Annotated in this window: 18 protein-coding genes; 7 read left to right on the forward strand and 11 right to left on the reverse strand. The window is 28.9% G+C overall.

Features of this window, described 5'->3' with window-relative positions; translation table 11 throughout:
* Positions 1–80: 80 nt before the first annotated feature.
* The 6 genes from ACY2RW_RS08745 to ACY2RW_RS08770 form a co-directional block, all read right to left on the reverse strand.
* Complete coding sequence (locus ACY2RW_RS08745) at positions 81–755, reverse strand: porin family protein (protein ID WP_490122339.1); 675 nt, start codon at positions 753–755, stop codon at positions 81–83.
* Between the two features lie 113 nt (positions 756–868).
* Complete coding sequence (locus ACY2RW_RS08750) at positions 869–1336, reverse strand: ExbD/TolR family protein (RefSeq protein WP_490122340.1); 468 nt, start codon at positions 1334–1336, stop codon at positions 869–871.
* 20 nt (positions 1337–1356) lie between these two features.
* Positions 1357–2001, reverse strand: a complete 645-nt coding sequence (locus ACY2RW_RS08755; protein ID WP_490122341.1) for an ExbD/TolR family protein — start codon at positions 1999–2001, stop codon at positions 1357–1359.
* Between the two features lie 4 nt (positions 2002–2005).
* Positions 2006–2476 (reverse strand): hypothetical protein, encoded by a 471-nt coding sequence (locus ACY2RW_RS08760; protein ID WP_490122342.1) that lies wholly within the window; start codon positions 2474–2476, stop codon positions 2006–2008.
* 8 nt (positions 2477–2484) lie between these two features.
* Positions 2485–3210 carry a MotA/TolQ/ExbB proton channel family protein gene (locus tag ACY2RW_RS08765; RefSeq protein WP_490122343.1) on the reverse strand — a complete coding sequence of 242 codons (726 nt, stop codon included), beginning with the start codon at positions 3208–3210 and terminating at the stop codon, positions 2485–2487.
* Positions 3211–3433: 223 nt separating this feature from the next.
* Positions 3434–4468, reverse strand: coding sequence for an asparaginase (locus ACY2RW_RS08770; protein WP_490122491.1), 1035 nt, complete (start codon positions 4466–4468; stop codon positions 3434–3436).
* A gap of 136 nt (positions 4469–4604) precedes the next feature.
* On the opposite strand from ACY2RW_RS08770, the gene ACY2RW_RS08775 reads away from it, so the two are divergent.
* From ACY2RW_RS08775 to ACY2RW_RS08800, 6 genes are all read left to right on the forward strand, one after another.
* On the forward strand, positions 4605–5303 hold the full coding sequence (locus ACY2RW_RS08775; RefSeq protein ID WP_490122344.1) for a zinc metallopeptidase: 699 nt from the start codon (positions 4605–4607) through the stop codon (positions 5301–5303).
* 33 nt (positions 5304–5336) lie between these two features.
* Positions 5337–5621, forward strand: a complete 285-nt coding sequence (locus ACY2RW_RS08780; RefSeq protein ID WP_490122345.1) for a hypothetical protein — start codon at positions 5337–5339, stop codon at positions 5619–5621.
* A gap of 207 nt (positions 5622–5828) precedes the next feature.
* Positions 5829–8204: a TonB-dependent receptor domain-containing protein gene (locus ACY2RW_RS08785; protein WP_490122346.1), complete on the forward strand. Its 2376-nt coding sequence runs from the start codon at positions 5829–5831 to the stop codon at positions 8202–8204.
* A 13-nt stretch (positions 8205–8217) separates the two neighbouring features.
* Positions 8218–9225 carry a sensor histidine kinase gene (locus ACY2RW_RS08790; RefSeq protein WP_490122347.1) on the forward strand — a complete coding sequence of 336 codons (1008 nt, stop codon included), beginning with the start codon at positions 8218–8220 and terminating at the stop codon, positions 9223–9225.
* Positions 9226–9297: 72 nt separating this feature from the next.
* Positions 9298–10074 (forward strand): LytR/AlgR family response regulator transcription factor, encoded by a 777-nt coding sequence (locus ACY2RW_RS08795; protein ID WP_490122348.1) that lies wholly within the window; start codon positions 9298–9300, stop codon positions 10072–10074.
* A gap of 10 nt (positions 10075–10084) precedes the next feature.
* Positions 10085–10540 (forward strand): hypothetical protein, encoded by a 456-nt coding sequence (locus ACY2RW_RS08800; RefSeq protein ID WP_490122349.1) that lies wholly within the window; start codon positions 10085–10087, stop codon positions 10538–10540.
* A gap of 126 nt (positions 10541–10666) precedes the next feature.
* On the opposite strand, the gene ACY2RW_RS08805 is transcribed toward ACY2RW_RS08800, so the two are convergent.
* The 5 genes from ACY2RW_RS08805 to ACY2RW_RS08825 all read right to left on the reverse strand — a co-directional run bounded on the left by ACY2RW_RS08805 (position 10667) and on the right by ACY2RW_RS08825 (position 16659).
* Entirely contained in the window at positions 10667–11785 is a 1119-nt protein-coding gene (locus ACY2RW_RS08805) for an ATP-binding protein (RefSeq protein ID WP_490122350.1), read from the reverse strand.
* A 274-nt stretch (positions 11786–12059) separates the two neighbouring features.
* Positions 12060–13004: a restriction endonuclease gene (locus ACY2RW_RS08810; RefSeq protein ID WP_490122351.1), complete on the reverse strand. Its 945-nt coding sequence runs from the start codon at positions 13002–13004 to the stop codon at positions 12060–12062.
* Between the two features lie 15 nt (positions 13005–13019).
* Positions 13020–14816, reverse strand: a complete 1797-nt coding sequence (lepA, locus tag ACY2RW_RS08815) for a translation elongation factor 4 (protein WP_490122352.1) — start codon at positions 14814–14816, stop codon at positions 13020–13022.
* A 247-nt stretch (positions 14817–15063) separates the two neighbouring features.
* Entirely contained in the window at positions 15064–15339 is a 276-nt protein-coding gene (locus ACY2RW_RS08820; protein WP_490122353.1) for an EF-hand domain-containing protein, read from the reverse strand.
* 222 nt (positions 15340–15561) lie between these two features.
* Positions 15562–16659, reverse strand: a complete 1098-nt coding sequence (locus tag ACY2RW_RS08825) for a TolB family protein (RefSeq protein WP_490122354.1) — start codon at positions 16657–16659, stop codon at positions 15562–15564.
* A gap of 44 nt (positions 16660–16703) precedes the next feature.
* On the opposite strand from ACY2RW_RS08825, the gene ACY2RW_RS08830 reads away from it, so the two are divergent.
* Positions 16704–17927: a M28 family peptidase gene (locus ACY2RW_RS08830; RefSeq protein ID WP_490122355.1), complete on the forward strand. Its 1224-nt coding sequence runs from the start codon at positions 16704–16706 to the stop codon at positions 17925–17927.
* Positions 17928–17967 lie beyond the last annotated feature (40 nt).

Here is a 17967-nt window from a genome sequence, read left to right on the forward strand (position 1 = left end):
TTCAATAAACTTTTAATTTAATCAGTATTACAAAGGGATTCAGAGGTTTTTACCAACCATTTTTTGCCATTAAGCCTGTTTTATAGGATATAAAAAATAAGACCAAATTTTAAAATAGTAGTATTTATAGACTCTAAGTTGATATTTGCATTTTTAAATATAGGTGAAAGACCGTAAAAAACATTCATATTAAATTCATCATAACCTGCAGATAATGTTAACCCATACTGTAAATTATTATAAGCAGAAACATTTTTATACTTAAATTTAGTATTGTTAGCATCTATGTATTCGAAAGAATTGGATAGATTGTATAAAAACTTGATACCTGTATAAATTCTCCAAAAATTATATTTTTGAGCAGTAGATGTTCGCCAGCGCAATTCAAAAGGAATCTCTAAATTATGTGATCTAAAAAAATTGGAATCGATATTTTTAGTATCATCAAAAAAAGTAGTTCCATTTATCTCATCTACTTTTAATTTATGGTTAAAATAATTATATCCATAACCTACACCAAAAGCAACAGAAATGTTGCCCTGTTTATTTAAGATAAAATCTTTTAGAAACCCAGTAGATATAGCATAAGAAAAGCTACTCTTTGTAATTGTAGAAGGTTGAGACGCAAATTGTGCATAAGAAATTGACACATATATTTGATCATCTGCATATTTATCTCCTAATTGTAAAGAATCTTTCTGCGCATTTAATGAAGTATGAACAACTAAAAATAAAATAAATAACTTCCTTATCATAATTAACAAACGTTGTATAAATATACAATATTTCATAGCCATTGTTTTTAAACCTAAAACAAAAAAAAAGGATAACTTAAAAAGCTATCCTTTTTCTATTATTTTAAAAGATATTAATTACTCCCATTTCCTTTAGAAGCAGAATAACTAATTTTAAGAGCATTTACATCTCTTAATTTTAATCTAATATCTGTAATAGTACCAACACTAGATTCTTTATCAGCTTTAATAGATGTTGTCATAAATGGAACCTCAGCTTCAGATACTTTAGATCTTGCATTGATAATAAATGCAGGAACATCATCAGCAGTTGCTATTTTGTCATTTAATTGAATTCTATTATAGCTAGTTCCGTATTTAGGATCTTTGGCTTTACCAACATAAATAGTACTTACTAGACTTTTATGTTCCAATTTTTTAACTTCTGTAGCAGAAGGTAATCTTGGATTATCAATTTTTAAGTCGGTTTCTCTCATAGTAGTAGTTACCATAAAGAAAAATAACAACATAAAAACGATGTCTGGTAAAGCAGCCGTATTTACAGCTGGCATTCCTTTTTTCTTTTTTCTGAACTTAGACATATTGTTATACTATTTTAAAATTAATTAGACGTTGGTTCAGCGTCAGAAATAATTTGAGGATAACTTGTTTTGATAAACTCAACTTTTTTCTTCAAACTTTCAGCTCTATCTTTTTGATTTTTATCATCCTTAATATCTTTGTAAGACTCTTCTAACTCAGAGAATGGAATCTGATATTTTTCTAAAGATAATCTATTACGTAATTCTGAGTAAGCTCTTAAAAGTTCGTTTTGAACTCTTAAATACGTCCCATATTCTGTACCTCTATCACTTTGAACAGAAATAATTGCTTTATTTGGATGATCTGAAGAAGACTCACTTCTTTCTCCTCTACAATAATCACATGGTCCAGTAGCAACACCGTTTTCTACTTTACCTTCTCCTCCTCCATTGTCAATAAACTTTTTAGCTGCCTCTTTTAAGTCTTTAATATCCATTCTTTCTTCTTCTACCAATAACTCATTATTTCTATTGATATTAACTTCAAAGATATTTTTTTCTTTAATAATTGGCGGCACATAATCTGGTGGTGGTTTCTCAGATAATTTCTTCGATACCCCAGAGTCTACATTCATAGTAGTTGTTACTAAAAAGAAAATTAAAAGCAAGAAGGCAATATCTGCCATGGAACCTGCATTAATTTCTGGATTCTCTCTTCTTGCCATTTATTTATGATTTTATTAGACCCTTAACTAAATCGTACACAAAGAATAAACTTGCTACGCCTCCTAACATTATACTATACCAAATTCCAGTACCAACCCATTTATTGGTTGTTGTACCAGCTTCTCCTCCTTCTATTACTTTACCTGTAGTATCTAAAACAGCTGCATCATCTGCAATGAAGTAAGCAAATACTAAAACAACACCTAATACTACTAATCCTAATAGAGTTTTCTTTAAGTTTTCTGGATTTCTTACCATACTCCATAAAGAAAGACCAATTGCAATTACTACAGCTGCATAAAACAGAATAGTTGAAAAGTATATTATTGGACTAATTACTTTATTTTGTAGGTCACCATCGGTTTTTAGTGCATCTGAATCTTCCATAAAAATTCTTACGAAAAGGAATGCACCTACAACAGCAATTACAGCTATTAATATATTTAATATTTTAGATAAATTATTACCTTTCATAATTCTTTTTATTTTTTATATTTTACCAATAAATCGATTAATTGAATTGATGCGTCTTCCATATTGTTAACGATACTATCAATTTTAGAAACGATATAATTGTAAAAAATTTGTAAAATAATTGCAACAATTAAACCAAATACTGTTGTTAATAATGCAATTTTAATACCACCTGCAACTACTGCTGGAGAAATATCATTTGCTACTGCAATTCTATCAAATGCATCAATCATACCAATTACAGTACCCATAAACCCAAGCATTGGTGCTAAAGCAATAAATAAAGATAACCAAGAAACGTTTTTCTCTAAAAGTCCCATTTGAACTCCACCATAAGATACTACTGCTTTTTCTGCTGCATCTACACCTTCATCTACTCTATCTAAACCTTGATAAAAAATAGAAGCTACAGGTCCTTTAGAGTTTCTACAAACCTCTTTAGCTGCTTCTATACCTCCAGAACTTAGAGCATCGTCTACATTTGCTACTAATTTCTTAGTATTTGTTGTAGCCATGTTTAAATAAATAATTCTTTCGATTGCAATTGCTAATCCTAGAATCAGAGCTACTAATACTATTCCCATAAAACCTGGATCACCTTCAATAAAACGAAGTTTTAATTCTTGGTGAAAAGTTCTGTTTTCATCTGATGCTGCTTCTTGTGCGAAAGTTGATTGAATGGCTCCAAAAAACATAAATCCTGCTATTGATAGGATATTTACTACTTTTTTCATCGTTGTTATAATTAATTTTTAATAGTTAACGGGTTAAAGATATAAATTTTCAATTCAAAAAAACAATATGTTAAGTATTTTATGAATAAAATCCATTAAAAAAAACAAATTTGCTTTTTTGAGACTGCCAAGTAACAAAAAATTATTGAGGATTTAAAAAAATATATCTATTTTTATGAAACAAATATTGGCTTTTCCTAATAATTAAGTTCTTTTTTAGAAATCATTCAGTAATTTCTCCTCTTAAAGATTGCTCGAAAAAAGTTTTAAAATCCTTGTTAGACAGTTCTTTATTTAGCAAGTACATTAATTTTGCAACTGCAGATTCTGTTGTAATGTCTTTACCATTTATAACTCCTATTTTTCTCATTTCAAGGCTGGTATCATAGTGTCCCATCAAGACTTTACCACTTTTACATTGTGTTACATTAACAATTTTTAATCCTTTTTCTATAGATTTTTCTAAAAGATTTATAAAAGACTTATTGTTTGGTGCATTTCCAGCTCCGTAAGTTTCTAAAACCACACCTTTTAAATTAGAAATATTTAAAATACTTTCTACAACTTTATTTGATATTCCTGGAAAAAGCTTTAAAACAACAACATCTTCTACCAATTCTTTTCTAACAATTAAATTTTGTTGTGCTGTTTTTTTATAAGAAATTAAATGTTCATTAAAATTTAAATGCACTCCACTTTCTGCCAATGGTGGAAAATTCATAGAGGTGAATGCTTCAAATTGCTCAGAGCTAATTTTTGTTGTTCTATTTGCTCTATAAAGTTTATATTCAAAATACAAACAAACTTCTTTAATAATGGGTGCATTATTTTTTTTTGCTGAGGCAATTTCTATAGAAGTGATTAAATTTTCTTTAGCATCTGTTCTCAAATCTCCTATTGGCAACTGAGAGCCTGTAAAAATAATAGGTTTCGCTAAGTTTTCTAGCATAAAACTAATTGCAGAAGAGGTATAAGACATCGTATCTGAACCAGTTAAAACAACAAAACCATCAAAATTTGCATAATTGTTTTCTATAATAGTTACTATATCTTTAAAATACGCTGTATTCATATTAGAAGAATCTATAGGTTCTGCAAAAGAAATGCTTTCTATATCACAATTAAGTTGTTGCAATTCTAGAATTTTGTTTTCTATTTCAGAAAAATCAAAAGCTTTTAAAGCCCCAGTTTTATAGTCTTTAATCATACCAATAGTCCCTCCAGTATAAATTAATAATATTTTTGGCTTGTTTGTCATATTGTCATTTGGTTTCACAAATTATAGAGTAAAAAGGTGTCAAAACTAAATTTTTAGCTAAAAAAAATAATATGGAATAATTTATGTTGTAAATTTATCAAACAAAAATGATATACAATTTAAAACTTTATAAATTATGATGGGATTTTATATTTTAATTGGTGCAATCTCTTTAGTGAGTTGGCTAGTTAGTAATCAATTGAAGAGTAAATTCAAAAAATATTCTCAAATAAGTCTAAGAAACGGAATGAGTGGTGCAGAAATTGCCACTAAAATGTTATCAGACAATGGTATATTTGATGTAAAAGTAATTTCTACACCTGGTAGATTAACAGACCATTACAACCCAAAAGATAAAACTGTAAATTTAAGTGAAGCTGTTTACAACCAAAGAAATGCAGCTGCAGCTGCTGTTGCAGCTCACGAAGTTGGGCATGCAGTACAACATGCAAAAGCATATAGTTACTTAACAATGCGTTCTCAATTAGTACCTATTGTTAGTGTTACTTCTAAATTTTCTCAATGGTTAGTTATTGGAGGTTTAATTTTGGGAGCAGCTTCTAGTAATTCTGGAATTGGTTTTTATATTGCTATTACTGGTTTGATTTTTATGGGTTTTGCAACTCTTTTTAGTTTTATAACTTTGCCTGTAGAATATGATGCAAGTAATAGAGCATTGGCTTGGCTAAAAAATAAGAACATGGTTTCTAGAGAAGAATTGGCTGGTGCAACTGATGCTCTTAAATGGGCAGCAAGAACTTATTTAGTTGCAGCATTAGGTTCTCTAGCAATGTTATTGTATTGGGGTTTACAAGTTTTAGGAAATAGAGATTAAATTAGTTACTTTTACAATCTAAAAATTTAAAAAATGAAAAAAACAATTTTATACGTAGCTTTTTCGATATTATTTTTTGCATGTAGTAGTGATAATGATAGCATTGGTGGATCTCAAACTAGTGAAGCTTGCCAAAAAGTAATTAACTCTGTTAAAGTTGCTTTAGATGCTTATACAAACTCTACTCAAGCAACTGCAAAGTCTAATTGCGAGAATTATAAAGAAGCACTTAAAAGTCAGATAGTGGTTTGTGGTGATGCTAATGGAGAAATTCAAAAAACTATAGACGATTTGAAAGACTGTAGCTTAGTTAAATAAAAAATCTTAATCCATATCATAAAAAGACTTCTTAAAATTAAGAAGTCTTTTTTTTTGCAGGAAACTTTTTATTCATTTTATGCGTCTTGATTTAATAGGAAAAGAATATCCGTTTATCGGAAAAAGAACCCAATTCGTCAGATATTTCTTTTTCTAGTGTAACAAAACTGGCACTTTTACAGTGTTATATAAATAAAATCAACCCAAATGAAAAATTTAACAACGTCACTTTTATTTTTATTCTTAGGAATATCAACTTTATTCTCTCAACACTCTATTAAAGGAAAAATTGTTGATGAACAAAACAATCCACTACCTTTTGCAAACGTCATTTTATATAAAATAGGCGAAGAAGCAAACCCTAAAGGAATGGTTTCTAACAATGATGGAAATTATAATTTTGATAAAATTGCTTCTGGAAAATATAAAATAGAAGTTTCTATGTTGGGTTTTGAAACTCAAAAGATCAAAACTTTTAATTTAAATGAAAACAAGACATTTAATATTACACTTAAAGAAGAAAGTACAACTTTAAACGAAGTTGTTATCAAAAGTAAACGACCAGTTATTAGACAAACTGCAGAAAAATTGGTGGTAGATTTAGAAAAATCAGAAATGATTAATACCAATTTACAAGATGTAATGCGTAAAATTCCAGGAGTTCTGGTTACCAACAACGGAATTTCTATTGCTGGAAATAGAGGTGTAAGAATTTTAATCAATGGAAAAACTACAGAATATATGGACGTAGAAACTTTATTACGAGATTTTCCTGCAGATAATATTGCTAAAATTGAGGTTGTAGAGCAACCTGGAGCAGAGTACGAAGCTTCTGGTTCTGGAGCCATCATTAACATTATTTTAAAGAAAAATGTAAAACTGGGCACACATGGTAGCACTAATCTTTGGGTTGGAGAAGATGAAGGTTTTGAGTGGGGTTCTGGTTTTTCTATTGCCAGCTATAAAAATAAATTAAATTGGCAAACAAGTGCTAGTTACTCTCAACCTACTTGGAGAGACGATTTGTTTTTAGTAAGAACTGTAGGTAATGAAACTTATGACCAAGTTACTAGAGAACCTTATGATCCAAATAATTTTAGAATTAGCGGAAGTTTAGATTATTATATTAACGATAAGCACTCTATAGGAATTGGAGGTAGAATTAGCACAAGAAATTCTACAAGAATTGCAAGTAGCAAAACCATAATTTCTGATGCTAACAATACAAATACACTATTTTCTGAAAACAGTTTTGATAGAGAACGAAAAAACTTTAACATTAATCCTTATTACGAGTACAAAACAGATACAGATAAATTAGTTATTGATTTTAATTATGTAGATTTTGTAAACGATAACACAAATACTTTGTCTGATGTTGCAGGAAGTACTGTTGCTTTTACAGACAGAAGATACATACAAGATGGTAAATACAATATAAAAACTTATAGAGCAGATTATACAAAAACCTTTTCTGATAACTTTAAATTAAGTGCAGGAACTCGTTTTGCTGATGTAACAACGGATAATGATTTACAAGCCTTTTCTCAAAATAATAATGGGAATTTTGATAAAGATGTAGATGAAAGTAGTCGTTTTGTAATTGATGAAACCATCTTTGCTTTGTACTCTAAAGTAAATGCAAAATTTGGAGATTGGTCTTTTTCTGGTGGATTGCGTTATGAAGATAGCAATACAGATGGGACTTCTACCTTCTTAAAAAACGGAACACCAACTACAGAAGTTCAAAAAAGACCTATTAAAAAAGTATTTCCAAGTGCATCAATTAGTAGAAAACTTACAGATGTTTTAGGTGCAAGTATTTCTTACAGTTATAGAATTCAAAGACCATCTTATAACAGTTTAAACTCGTTTCAACAGTTTTTAGATCCGTTTTCTGCTGGTGAAGGAAATCCAAATTTAACACCTGCTTACACCAATAATTATCAATTTAATTTAACGTATGAAGGTCAGCCTTTTTTTACAGTGGGTTACAGCAAAACAGACGATGTTATTTTTCAGTTGATAAAACAAGACAATGCAACTGCACAAATACGTCAGCAAGATGTAAATGTAGAAAATAACACCAATTGGAACTTTAGATTGTTTGCTCCCGTAAATTTTGCAAAAGGTTTAGAGGGTTATACAGGAATTATCGTTACAAATACAGATTTTCAATCTTCAACTTTTGGAGTAGATTTAAATAAATGGAACCTAATTTGGTTTATCCAAGCTAGTTATCAATTACCTTGGGATATCAATTTTGAATTAAGTGGAAATTATGGTACAGGAGCTTTAGAAGGTCAAATAGAAGTAGATTGGTTGGCAGAATTAGATTTTTCTTTCGGAAAAAAGTTTTTAGATGATAAATTAAAAGTAAATTTAGGCTTTAATAAAATGCTTAACAGAGGTTTTGTGGGTAATATAGATTATGGAAATGGAACAGCTGCAGTAGAAAGTAATGGCTCTAGACAAAATATTCAATTACGTTTGGTATATAGTTTTGGAGACAAATTTGGGAAGAAAAAATCAACTAGAAACAGAAATAATGATGAAGAAAACAGAATTAATGATGGTAATTAACACCTTTGTTTAGATGAATACCAAATTAAATAAATCTGATTGGATTATATTAACCATAATTTTTGCGGCTACTACTTTATTTGGTGTTTACGATTATTATCTTGAAGAAAATTCATTAATAGAATATCTCATTGATTTTCCTGTAGATATTTTCTTAAGTCTTCTAATAATTATAGTTAATATAAATTATATAATTCCAGAATTCTTAGTTAAAAAAAAGCAGTATTTCGTATTCTTTTTAGTTAGCATTCTTTTTTTAACAACCATAGGTACTATAGACAAAGTTATTGGTAATTTAACTGCTGGTAACGATTTAAGGGAAATTGATAATATTTTATCTTTTTGTATTGGAGGATTATATAATGCTGTAGATATGGGAGGATTTCCTTTAGCCATTTTACTCATAAAAAAATTTTACGAAGGCCAGCAAGAATTAGTTTCAATTCAAAAACAACAAAAAGAAAACGAATTAAAATTATTGCGCTCTCAAATAGATCCTCATTTTTTATTTAATAATTTAAATACTTTAGATGCTTTAATAGATAGCAACCCACAAAAAGCAAAAGAATATATTAATAGACTGTCTTTAATTTATAGGTATTTAATACAAACCAAAGATGCAGAGGTTATGGAACTTTCTAAAGAAATAAATTTTGCAGAAAATTATATTTTTTTGATAAAAACCAGATTCGAAGCTGATTATGAATTTAAAATTGAAGAAAATACATCTATAAAAGATAAATTTATTCCAACTGGTGCTATACAGACATTGTTAGAAAATGTGGTAAAACATAATAAATCCGATGGAAAAACGCCCATAAAAACAACTATTCAAATTAATGATGGATGGCTAATTATTACCAACTCAAAATCTGATATGGTTTCCAAACAAGAATCTTTAAAAACAGGTTTAGAAAATTTAAAAGCGCGTTATAAGTTGCTTTCAGATGAACAAATTCAAATACATGATATGGATAAAAAATTTGAAGTTTTTATTCCTGTTATTACATTAAGCGAATAAAAGTGTCAGGTCGAGCGCAGTCGAGACCTAAATTAACCTCTCGACTGCGCTCGAGTAGACAAAGTTAAAACTATGAATATTTTAATTTTAGAAGATGAAATTCCTGCATATCAAAAATTGCAAGCTTGTTTAAAATCTTATTTTAAAGATGCTGAAACAAGTTCAGCTCAAAGCGATTGGGCAAGAACAATAGTTGATGGAGAAAAACTACTAAAAGAAAATACCTACGATTTTATTTTGTCTGATATTCAGCTTTTAGACGGACTTTCTTTCGATTTGTTTAATCATATAAAAATTGAAGCTCCAATAATTTTCTGCTCTGCTCATGATGAATATTTATTCCAAGCTTTTCACACAAACGGAATTGCCTACATTTTAAAACCTTATTCTCAAGATGATTTTAATAAGGCAATTAAAAAATACGAATCGTTATTTAAAAAAGGAGATTACAATTCTTTAGACTCCAATACAATTGATGCTTTAAAAACTGCTTTACAACAAGAAAGTACAACTTATAAAAAGCGATTTGTCATTAAAAAAGCATCTGGAATTCAATTATTAAATGCTGTAGATATTGCATTAATTACTGCTTCTGGAGATTTTTGTTTGGTAATAGATAATAATGGAAAAAGGCATACCATTTCTCAAAATTTAGGTAGTATTTATCAGCAATTGAATCCAAAGAAATTCTTTAAAATTAATAGAAGTGAAATTGTAAATATCGATTTTATTGATAAAATAGAAAGTCATTTTAAAAACCGATTATTAATATCAATAAAAAACCACAAAGAAAAAGTAATGACAAGTTCTTCTACTACTTCAGATTTTAGGAAATGGTTGGAGAGTTAAATTAAACTCTATGGTTAAAAAAATTATAATAATACTGTTAGTTCTAATAGTAAGTTTTGCTATTTCGCTATTTCTTGATTCATATTTAAGAAGACAAATTTTTAATTTATACAAATGGACAACTAGTAATAAAATAATCTTTACAGGAAAAGGTTTTCATTTTTTCCCATCTACTTATTTTATTATTAGTTTTTCTATTTCATTATCAGTTTTAGTTCTAAGTTTAATTTATCATAAGCATCAGTCAATTAAAAGAATTATGCTTTGGTTAATTCTATTTGTTTTTTCAACAATAATAATTTCAGCAATACATGCAAATATTCTTGTTATTGAATGTACTGCTTGTGAAAATGGAATTAGAAAAATAAGCTATTATGATATTAAGTATGGTTTAATTTTAAGTGTTTCTTCTTTTTTGAGTTTGACTCCAATTCTTTTTAGTTTCTTTAAAAAAAAGATTTTGTAGGTTTTGATAATCTTTGAGATACAAGTTCTGCAACCACTGCTGATTTTAGAAAATTGTTGGAGAGTTGAAAAATTACTTCGTTTTAAACCTCACAGGTCTTAAAAAACCTGTGAGGTTTTTATGAATTTACAGATAAATAAATTCCCTAAAATTCCTTTTATCAATCACTTTAACATCCACATGATACGTTCTTGTAAATGTTTTTGGGATTTTTGCTTTTTGTTTTTCACTCCATTTGAATTCGAAAGCTGATAGATCTTGGTGTTTCTCCTCAATATAATCAATTTCTTGTTGCGCTGTTGTTCTCCAAAAGTATTTCCCAACTTTATTTCTTGCATATAAATTAGATTTCAAGCGCTCTGTAATCAAGAAGTTTTCCCAAATTGAACCCTTATCTATTCGTTCAGAAAAAGGACGAAAATCACCAATGATATTATTTCGTAAACCTAAATCATAAAAGTAAACTTTTTGATTTCGCTTAATTTCGTTTCTTAAATTTTTACTATAACTTGGAAGTTTATAAATAATGTAGCTTTGTTGCAAAATATCAATATAACTGCTAATTGTATTTTTATCTACACCAACAGTTTGCGATAATTCATTGTAACTTACTTCATTTCCAATTTGATATGCTAACGCTTTCAATAATTTCTCTAAAACTTCTGGCTTTCTTATATCATATAAAGCCAAAATATCCTTGTACAAATAACTATCAGATAAATTTGCTAAAACCTCTTCTTCATCTCCTAGTTTATTGATAACTTCTGGATACATTCCAAACACCAAACGATGCTCCAATTGTTGAGTTGCAACAATATAATTTTCAGAATTTTCAAATTCTTTCCAAGAAATAGGTAATAAAGTATATTCAAACTTCCTTCCTGTTAACGGTTCATTAGTTTGGTTTTTAATATCAAAAGCAGATGAACCACTTAAAATGAGTTGAATATCAGAAAAATAATCTGCAATGATTTTTGCAGTTAATCCAATATTTTCAATACGTTGTGCTTCATCAATAAAAATAGTTTGGTAGCCACTAATAATTGCCTTTATGTCTTCTGTATTTGCTGTGTTTAGTAAATTGCGTGTAGAGATATCATCACCATTTAAAAATAAATACTCTTCATTTTTCAATATTTTTTTTATTAATGTGGTTTTACCAACTTGTCTTGGTCCTAAAACAACAATAACTTTACCTTGTTTAAAACGGTTTTCTATATTTTTTTGTAACAGTCTATTTATCATATTTGATAAAATTATATTACAAAGATAAGAATTTAAATAAATTATTCACCAAATATTATGTTTTTTAGTGAATGTATTCACCAAATATTATGTTTTTTAGTGAATGTATTCACCAATAATTAAATTTATAAATTAAAATATCATCTTAATATACATCTAACAAATTCTTAAAAACTATAAAATCTGTGGAATTTATATAAAAACCACAAAGAAAAAGTAATGACGAGTTCTTCTACAACTTCAGACTTTAGGAAATGGTTGGAGAGTTAGTACTTTAATTTAGAATATCTTTCAATTTTTCATATACCAAAACTAATTCATCGTGTTTAGGCTGATTTAAGCATAAGAAGTTGGGATATAAAATAAAATACGCATCGTTTTCAAAGGTAGTCCCAGATATAATACCTTTCTTAACAATATTTATATTGTTTTTATTAGATAAAAAATCCGCAAGAAGATCATTATGAAGAAATTTATATCGTTTTGTAGAGGTTTTTTTTTCTAATATTTTTTTATGTTTTTTATATAAAATATTTAAATATTTTACAATATCCTCTACAATTAGTTTTACAGAGCTATACTCGATAAATTCTTTGAAATTTTTAGTGTTTTTGATAGCTTTTAATATTTTTTCATTTGAATCATAAATTGAATTGATTGGTTCGAATTTATTTTTAAATTCATTTTTAATATAATAATCAAAGAGTTTTATTGGTTCTTGAAAATAATATAATTCTTTCCATTTTTTAAAAGATTTAGGAAAATACCTTAAAAATAAATTCGACATAGAATTTAAGCCCAAAATTTGACTTTCTATTTTTTCAGGTTCATAGATATAGTAACTAATTTCACTAGACAGACCTTCTAATTTATTAACTAATCCTGAAGATGGAATAGTTGAATAAAAACCCATAAATCCGTCACAATTATTGGTTTTAACTCTATCAAGAATATCTTGCTCAATACTTGAACCAATAGATTTTTTTGAAAAAACATAATGTTTACAACTTACTAACCAATAAAAAGTAGAAGTCTGATCATTTACACCAATTCTAGTTTCTTTTATTTTTAAATCAATTCCACCATCAACACCTCTTGCTGGATTTTCTATAATTTCAAAACCAATATTTGATAAAAAATCTCTAGCAAATAATTCAAAAGAATCTTGGTCTCCTTTTCCAGTATTTGCTTGTGGAATTTCTTCAAAATTAATTATCATAACTCGTACAAGGAATTAATCATTCAACTTTAAAACTGCCATAAATGCTTCTTGCGGAATTTCTACATTACCTACTTGACGCATACGTTTCTTACCTTTTTTCTGTTTTTCTAACAGTTTACGCTTTCTAGAAATATCTCCTCCATAACATTTTGCAGTAACATCTTTACGTAAAGCTTTGGTAGTTTCACGCGCAATAATTTTTGCTCCAATTGCTGCTTGAATAGGAATGTCAAACTGTTGTCTTGGAATTAAAGTTTTAAGTTTCTCTACTATTTTTTTACCAATAGAATATGCATTATCTGCATGCAATAAAGCAGAAAGTGCATCTACTGGCTGCCCATTTAGTAAAATATCTACTCTTACCAGTTTAGATACTTTCATACCAATTGGATGATAATCAAAAGAAGCATATCCTTTAGAAACTGTTTTTAAACGGTCATAAAAATCGAATACAATTTCTGCCAAAGGCATTTCGAAAATTAGCTCTACTCTTTGTGTGGTTAAATAGGTTTGATTGGTAATTTGCCCACGTTTTTCTATACACAAACTCATTACTTGCCCAACAAAGTCAGATTTAGTAATGATAGACGCTTTAATAAAAGGTTCTTCTACCCTGTCTAATCTAGATGGATCTGGTAAATCTGTTGGATTGTTTAACAGAATTAATTCGTTTGGCTCTTTCTTTGTATATGCATGGTAAGAAACGTTAGGCACTGTTGTAATCACAGTCATATTAAACTCACGCTCTAAACGTTCTTGAATAATTTCCATGTGCAACATTCCTAAGAATCCACATCTAAAACCAAAGCCCAAAGCTGCAGAGCTTTCTGGTTGAAATACTAAAGAAGCATCATTTAATTGCAGTTTTTCCATAGAATAACGCAATTCTTCATAATCTTCTGTGTCTACTGGATAAATTCCTGCAAAAACCATTGGTTTTACATCTTCAAAACCATCAATTGTTTCTGTTGTTGGTTTATGAGCATCTGTAATAGTATCTCCTACTTTTACTTCTTTTGCGGTTTTAATTCCTGTAATTAAATACCCAACATCACCAGTTTTTACAGACTTTTTAACAACTTGCTCTAATTTTAAAGTTCCAACTTCATCAGCAAAATAATTTTTGCCTGTTGCCATAAACTTTATTTCTTGTCCTTTTTTAATTTCACCATTTAAGACTCTAAAATAGGTTTCAATTCCTCTGTAAGAATTATAAACTGAATCAAAAATCAAGGCTTGTAAAGGCGCTTCTGGATCTCCTTTTGGAGCAGGAATTCTATCTATAATAGCTTCTAAAATATTGTCAACTCCAAAACCCGTTTTTCCACTTGCATGAATTACTTCTTCTGGGTTACAACCTAATAAATCTACAATATCATCTGTTACTTCTTCTGGATTTGCAGAAGGTAAATCTACTTTATTTAAAATTGGAATAATTTCCAAATCGTTCTCTAAAGCCAAATATAAGTTAGAAATGGTTTGTGCTTGTATACTTTGTGCAGCATCTACAATTAATAATGCACCTTCACAAGCAGCTATTGATCTAGAAACTTCGTAAGAAAAATCTACGTGACCTGGAGTATCTATTAAATTTAAAATAAAGGGTTCTCCATTATGGATATAATCCATTTGAATGGCATGCGATTTTATAGTAATACCACGTTCTCGCTCCAAATCCATATTATCTAGTAATTGGTTCTGTTTTTCACGTTCTGTTACAGAGCCTGTATAATCTAACAATCTATCTGCTAATGTACTTTTACCATGATCTATATGAGCAATGATGCAAAAGTTTCTAATGTTCTTCATACTTCGTTTTCTAACTACTTTCAACCAACAAAGATATGCTATTTACAAACCTTGTCAAATAAAAAAAGAGGCTGTCTTAAAAGTTAATTTATCTGTCATTTTGAGCCTTTCGTCTTCGCTCAAGACAGGCTTTATCGAAAAAATCTATGTAATTGATTTTGAATAAATAAGATTTCTCCATTACAGTCGAAATGACAAATTTTAATACTTTTAAGACATCCTCTTTTAAGTTGTTATATACTTTAAATTATAAGTCTCTTTCTAATTCTGCAATAGCTACTTTAAATTCTTCCCAGTTAATGGTATCATCACTAGAAGTGTCATAACCTTTTAATAATTCATTCGCAACAATACCTCTTATAAAACCATTAACTGCTGCAGCTCTCAACATTTTTTTTATTTCCGATTTTTTTAACCTTCCATTATCATCAGAGTCAAAAAAACTAAATGCTTCTTCTGGCGTATCAAATTGATTGGTTATTAAAATTCTAATCTTTCTTAAAATATTTTCTTTTGTTCCCATTTTCTTTTTAATTATTGAATGATTAAGGTAAGAAATAAAATCAAGTTTTATGGAAATTTTTAAATCTTTTCAGAATGTGTCAGTCCTTTTAGTCCTGCCACTCTGCAATAAACAAGTTGGTATCTCTTGTTATGTATTTCAGATTGTCAGTCCTTTTAGTCCTGCCACTCTGCAATAAACAAGTTGGTATCTCTTGTTATGTATTTCAGATCGTCAGTCCTTTTAGTCCTGCCACTCTGCAATAAACAAGTTGGTATCTCTACCACCTCCATTATTTCTATTAGAAGAAAAAATTAGTTTTTTACCATCATTAGAAAATACTGGAAAAGCATCAAAAGTTTCTCCATGAGTTACTCTTTCTAAATTTTTACCATCTAAATCTATCATATATAAGTTGAAAGGAAACCCTCTTTCTGCTTCAAAATTAGATGAAAATAGTATCTTTTTTCCTGATGGATGAAAAAACGGGCTCCAATTGGCATTCCCTAAATCTGTTAGTTGGCGTAAATCAGAACCATCCGCATTACAGATATACAACTCCATTTCTGTTGGTTCTACCAAACCTTCTGCCAATAAATCTTTGTAAGCTTTTATTTCTTGTTCGGTTTTTGGTCTGGATGATCTAAAGATAATCTTACTTCCATCTGGAGAGAAAAATGCACCTCCATCATAACCTAATTCATTGGTAATTTGTTTTACATCAGAACCATCAACATTCATGGTGTACAATTCTAAATCTCCACTTCTAGTAGATGTAAATACAATTTTATCGCCTTTTGGAGAAACTGTAGGTTCTGCATCATATCCTTTTTCATTGGTTAATTGTTTTACAATGTTCCCTTGTAAATCTGCTACAAAAATGTCAAAACTATCATAAACTGGCCAAATATATTTTCCGTTTTTACGCAAAGGAACTTCTGGGCAATTCTCATCTACTAAATGCGTAGATGCATAAATAATGTGTTTATTATCTGGTAAAAAATAGGCACAAGTTGTTCTTCCTTTTCCAGTAGAAATCATTGGTGGCATTCTATCTTTAAATGTTTCATTGGCATTCATTAAAAACATTTGGTCGCAAGAAACTCCCCATTTTTTATAGTTTGATTGAAATACTAATTGTTTATCATCAAAACTCCAATATGCTTCTGCATTATCACCCCCAAAAGTTACTTGACGTAAACTTTTAAAATGAACTTCTTCTGGATATATTAATGAATTTTTTACATCATTTTTTTCTAAAATATTAGTTTCTTTTGCTTTTTTGTCGTTTTTACAAGCTGTAAAAATTAATGCAAATACTAATATGTAAACTATTCTCATTTTCTTATTTATTAATTAACTTTACAAAAATAATATATATCATCATGAGAAACATCCTATTTTTAATCTTTTTATGTTTTCTAATTTCTTGTAAACCAGAAATTAATCAAGAAAAACGTATCAAAGAAGATGTTGCATTTTTAGCATCAGACAAATTAGAAGGAAGACAAACAGGAACAGAAGGAGAAAAAAAAGCTGCTAAATATATCGCTGAGCGTTTTAAAGAATTGGGGTTACAATCTAAAGGAACACAAGAATATTTGCAACCTTTTACATTTAAACCAAAAACAAATCCTCATGATGAAGTAAAATTTGATGTTAATGGTGATGGAACTATTACTGGAAATAATGTGCTTGGTTTTTTAAACAATAACGCAGAAAATACCATAATTATTGGAGCACATTTTGATCATTTAGGTTATGGAGGTGAAGGTTCTTTGTATAGAGATTCTATCAAAGCAATACACAATGGTGCAGATGACAACGCTTCTGGAGTTGCTGTTATGCTAAACCTTGCTGCCAAATTAAGAAATAAAAACACCAATAATAATTATCTTTTTATGGCTTTCTCTGGTGAAGAAATGGGTTTGTTAGGCTCAAATTATTTTGTAAAGAATCCAACAATAGACACTAAAAAAGTTTCTTATATGATAAATATGGATATGGTTGGGCGAATGAAAAAAGATTCTTCTTTGGCAGTTTATGGTACAGGAACTTCGCCTATTTTTAAACAAGTTTTAAAATCACATAATAATAACTTTAAGTTAATTCAGCAAGAATCTGGTGTTGGCCCAAGTGATCATACCAGTTTTTATTTGGCAGATATTCCTGTACTACATTTTTTTACTGGGCAACATGAAGATTATCACAAACCTGGTGATGATTCAGAAAAATTGAATTATGCAGGTATGGAATTGATTTCTGATTACATTTTTAATATTATCACAGATTTAGATGATAATGGAAAATTAGCTTTTAGAAAAACCAAAAATGAAAGCGAAAATACCCCTCGTTTTAAAGTAGGTTTGGGTGTAATTCCTGATTATTTGTTTGATGGAAAAGGAATGCGAATTGATGGAGTTTCTGAAGGTAAACCTGCTCAAAAAGCTGGACTTAAAAAAGGCGATATTGTTATAAAATTAGGTGATAGCTTAGTTACTAACATGATGAGCTATATGCGTTCTTTATCTGTTTTTGAAAAAGGTGATAAAACAAAAGTTTTAGTAAAAAGAGGAAGTGAGAAAATTGAGAAGGAAATTGAGTTTTAGAACCATTTGTACGTTATTTTTTACAATTCACACACTTGAA

The organism is Polaribacter sp. 2305UL8-11 (genome assembly GCF_058147165.1).

Bases quoted from the DNA above. Each gene is read 5' to 3' on its own strand.
- ACY2RW_RS08830 (WP_490122355.1), top strand. From the start codon at position 16,704: ATGAGAAACATCCTATTTTTAATCTTTTTATGTTTTCTAATTTCTTGT.
- ACY2RW_RS08785 (WP_490122346.1), top strand. From the start codon at position 5,829: ATGAAAAATTTAACAACGTCACTTTTATTTTTATTCTTAGGAATATCA.
- ACY2RW_RS08745 (WP_490122339.1), bottom strand. From the start codon at position 755: ATGATAAGGAAGTTATTTATTTTATTTTTAGTTGTTCATACTTCATTA.
- lepA (WP_490122352.1), bottom strand. From the start codon at position 14,816: ATGAAGAACATTAGAAACTTTTGCATCATTGCTCATATAGATCATGGT.
- ACY2RW_RS08770 (WP_490122491.1), bottom strand. From the start codon at position 4,468: ATGACAAACAAGCCAAAAATATTATTAATTTATACTGGAGGGACTATT.
- ACY2RW_RS08795 (WP_490122348.1), top strand. From the start codon at position 9,298: ATGAATATTTTAATTTTAGAAGATGAAATTCCTGCATATCAAAAATTG.
- ACY2RW_RS08790 (WP_490122347.1), top strand. From the start codon at position 8,218: ATGAATACCAAATTAAATAAATCTGATTGGATTATATTAACCATAATT.
- ACY2RW_RS08750 (WP_490122340.1), bottom strand. From the start codon at position 1,336: ATGTCTAAGTTCAGAAAAAAGAAAAAAGGAATGCCAGCTGTAAATACG.
- ACY2RW_RS08755 (WP_490122341.1), bottom strand. From the start codon at position 2,001: ATGGCAAGAAGAGAGAATCCAGAAATTAATGCAGGTTCCATGGCAGAT.
- ACY2RW_RS08825 (WP_490122354.1), bottom strand. From the start codon at position 16,659: ATGAGAATAGTTTACATATTAGTATTTGCATTAATTTTTACAGCTTGT.
- ACY2RW_RS08800 (WP_490122349.1), top strand. From the start codon at position 10,085: ATGGTTAAAAAAATTATAATAATACTGTTAGTTCTAATAGTAAGTTTT.
- ACY2RW_RS08810 (WP_490122351.1), bottom strand. From the start codon at position 13,004: ATGATAATTAATTTTGAAGAAATTCCACAAGCAAATACTGGAAAAGGA.
- ACY2RW_RS08775 (WP_490122344.1), top strand. From the start codon at position 4,605: ATGATGGGATTTTATATTTTAATTGGTGCAATCTCTTTAGTGAGTTGG.
- ACY2RW_RS08765 (WP_490122343.1), bottom strand. From the start codon at position 3,210: ATGAAAAAAGTAGTAAATATCCTATCAATAGCAGGATTTATGTTTTTT.
- ACY2RW_RS08780 (WP_490122345.1), top strand. From the start codon at position 5,337: ATGAAAAAAACAATTTTATACGTAGCTTTTTCGATATTATTTTTTGCA.
- ACY2RW_RS08805 (WP_490122350.1), bottom strand. From the start codon at position 11,785: ATGATAAATAGACTGTTACAAAAAAATATAGAAAACCGTTTTAAACAA.
- ACY2RW_RS08820 (WP_490122353.1), bottom strand. From the start codon at position 15,339: ATGGGAACAAAAGAAAATATTTTAAGAAAGATTAGAATTTTAATAACC.
- ACY2RW_RS08760 (WP_490122342.1), bottom strand. From the start codon at position 2,476: ATGAAAGGTAATAATTTATCTAAAATATTAAATATATTAATAGCTGTA.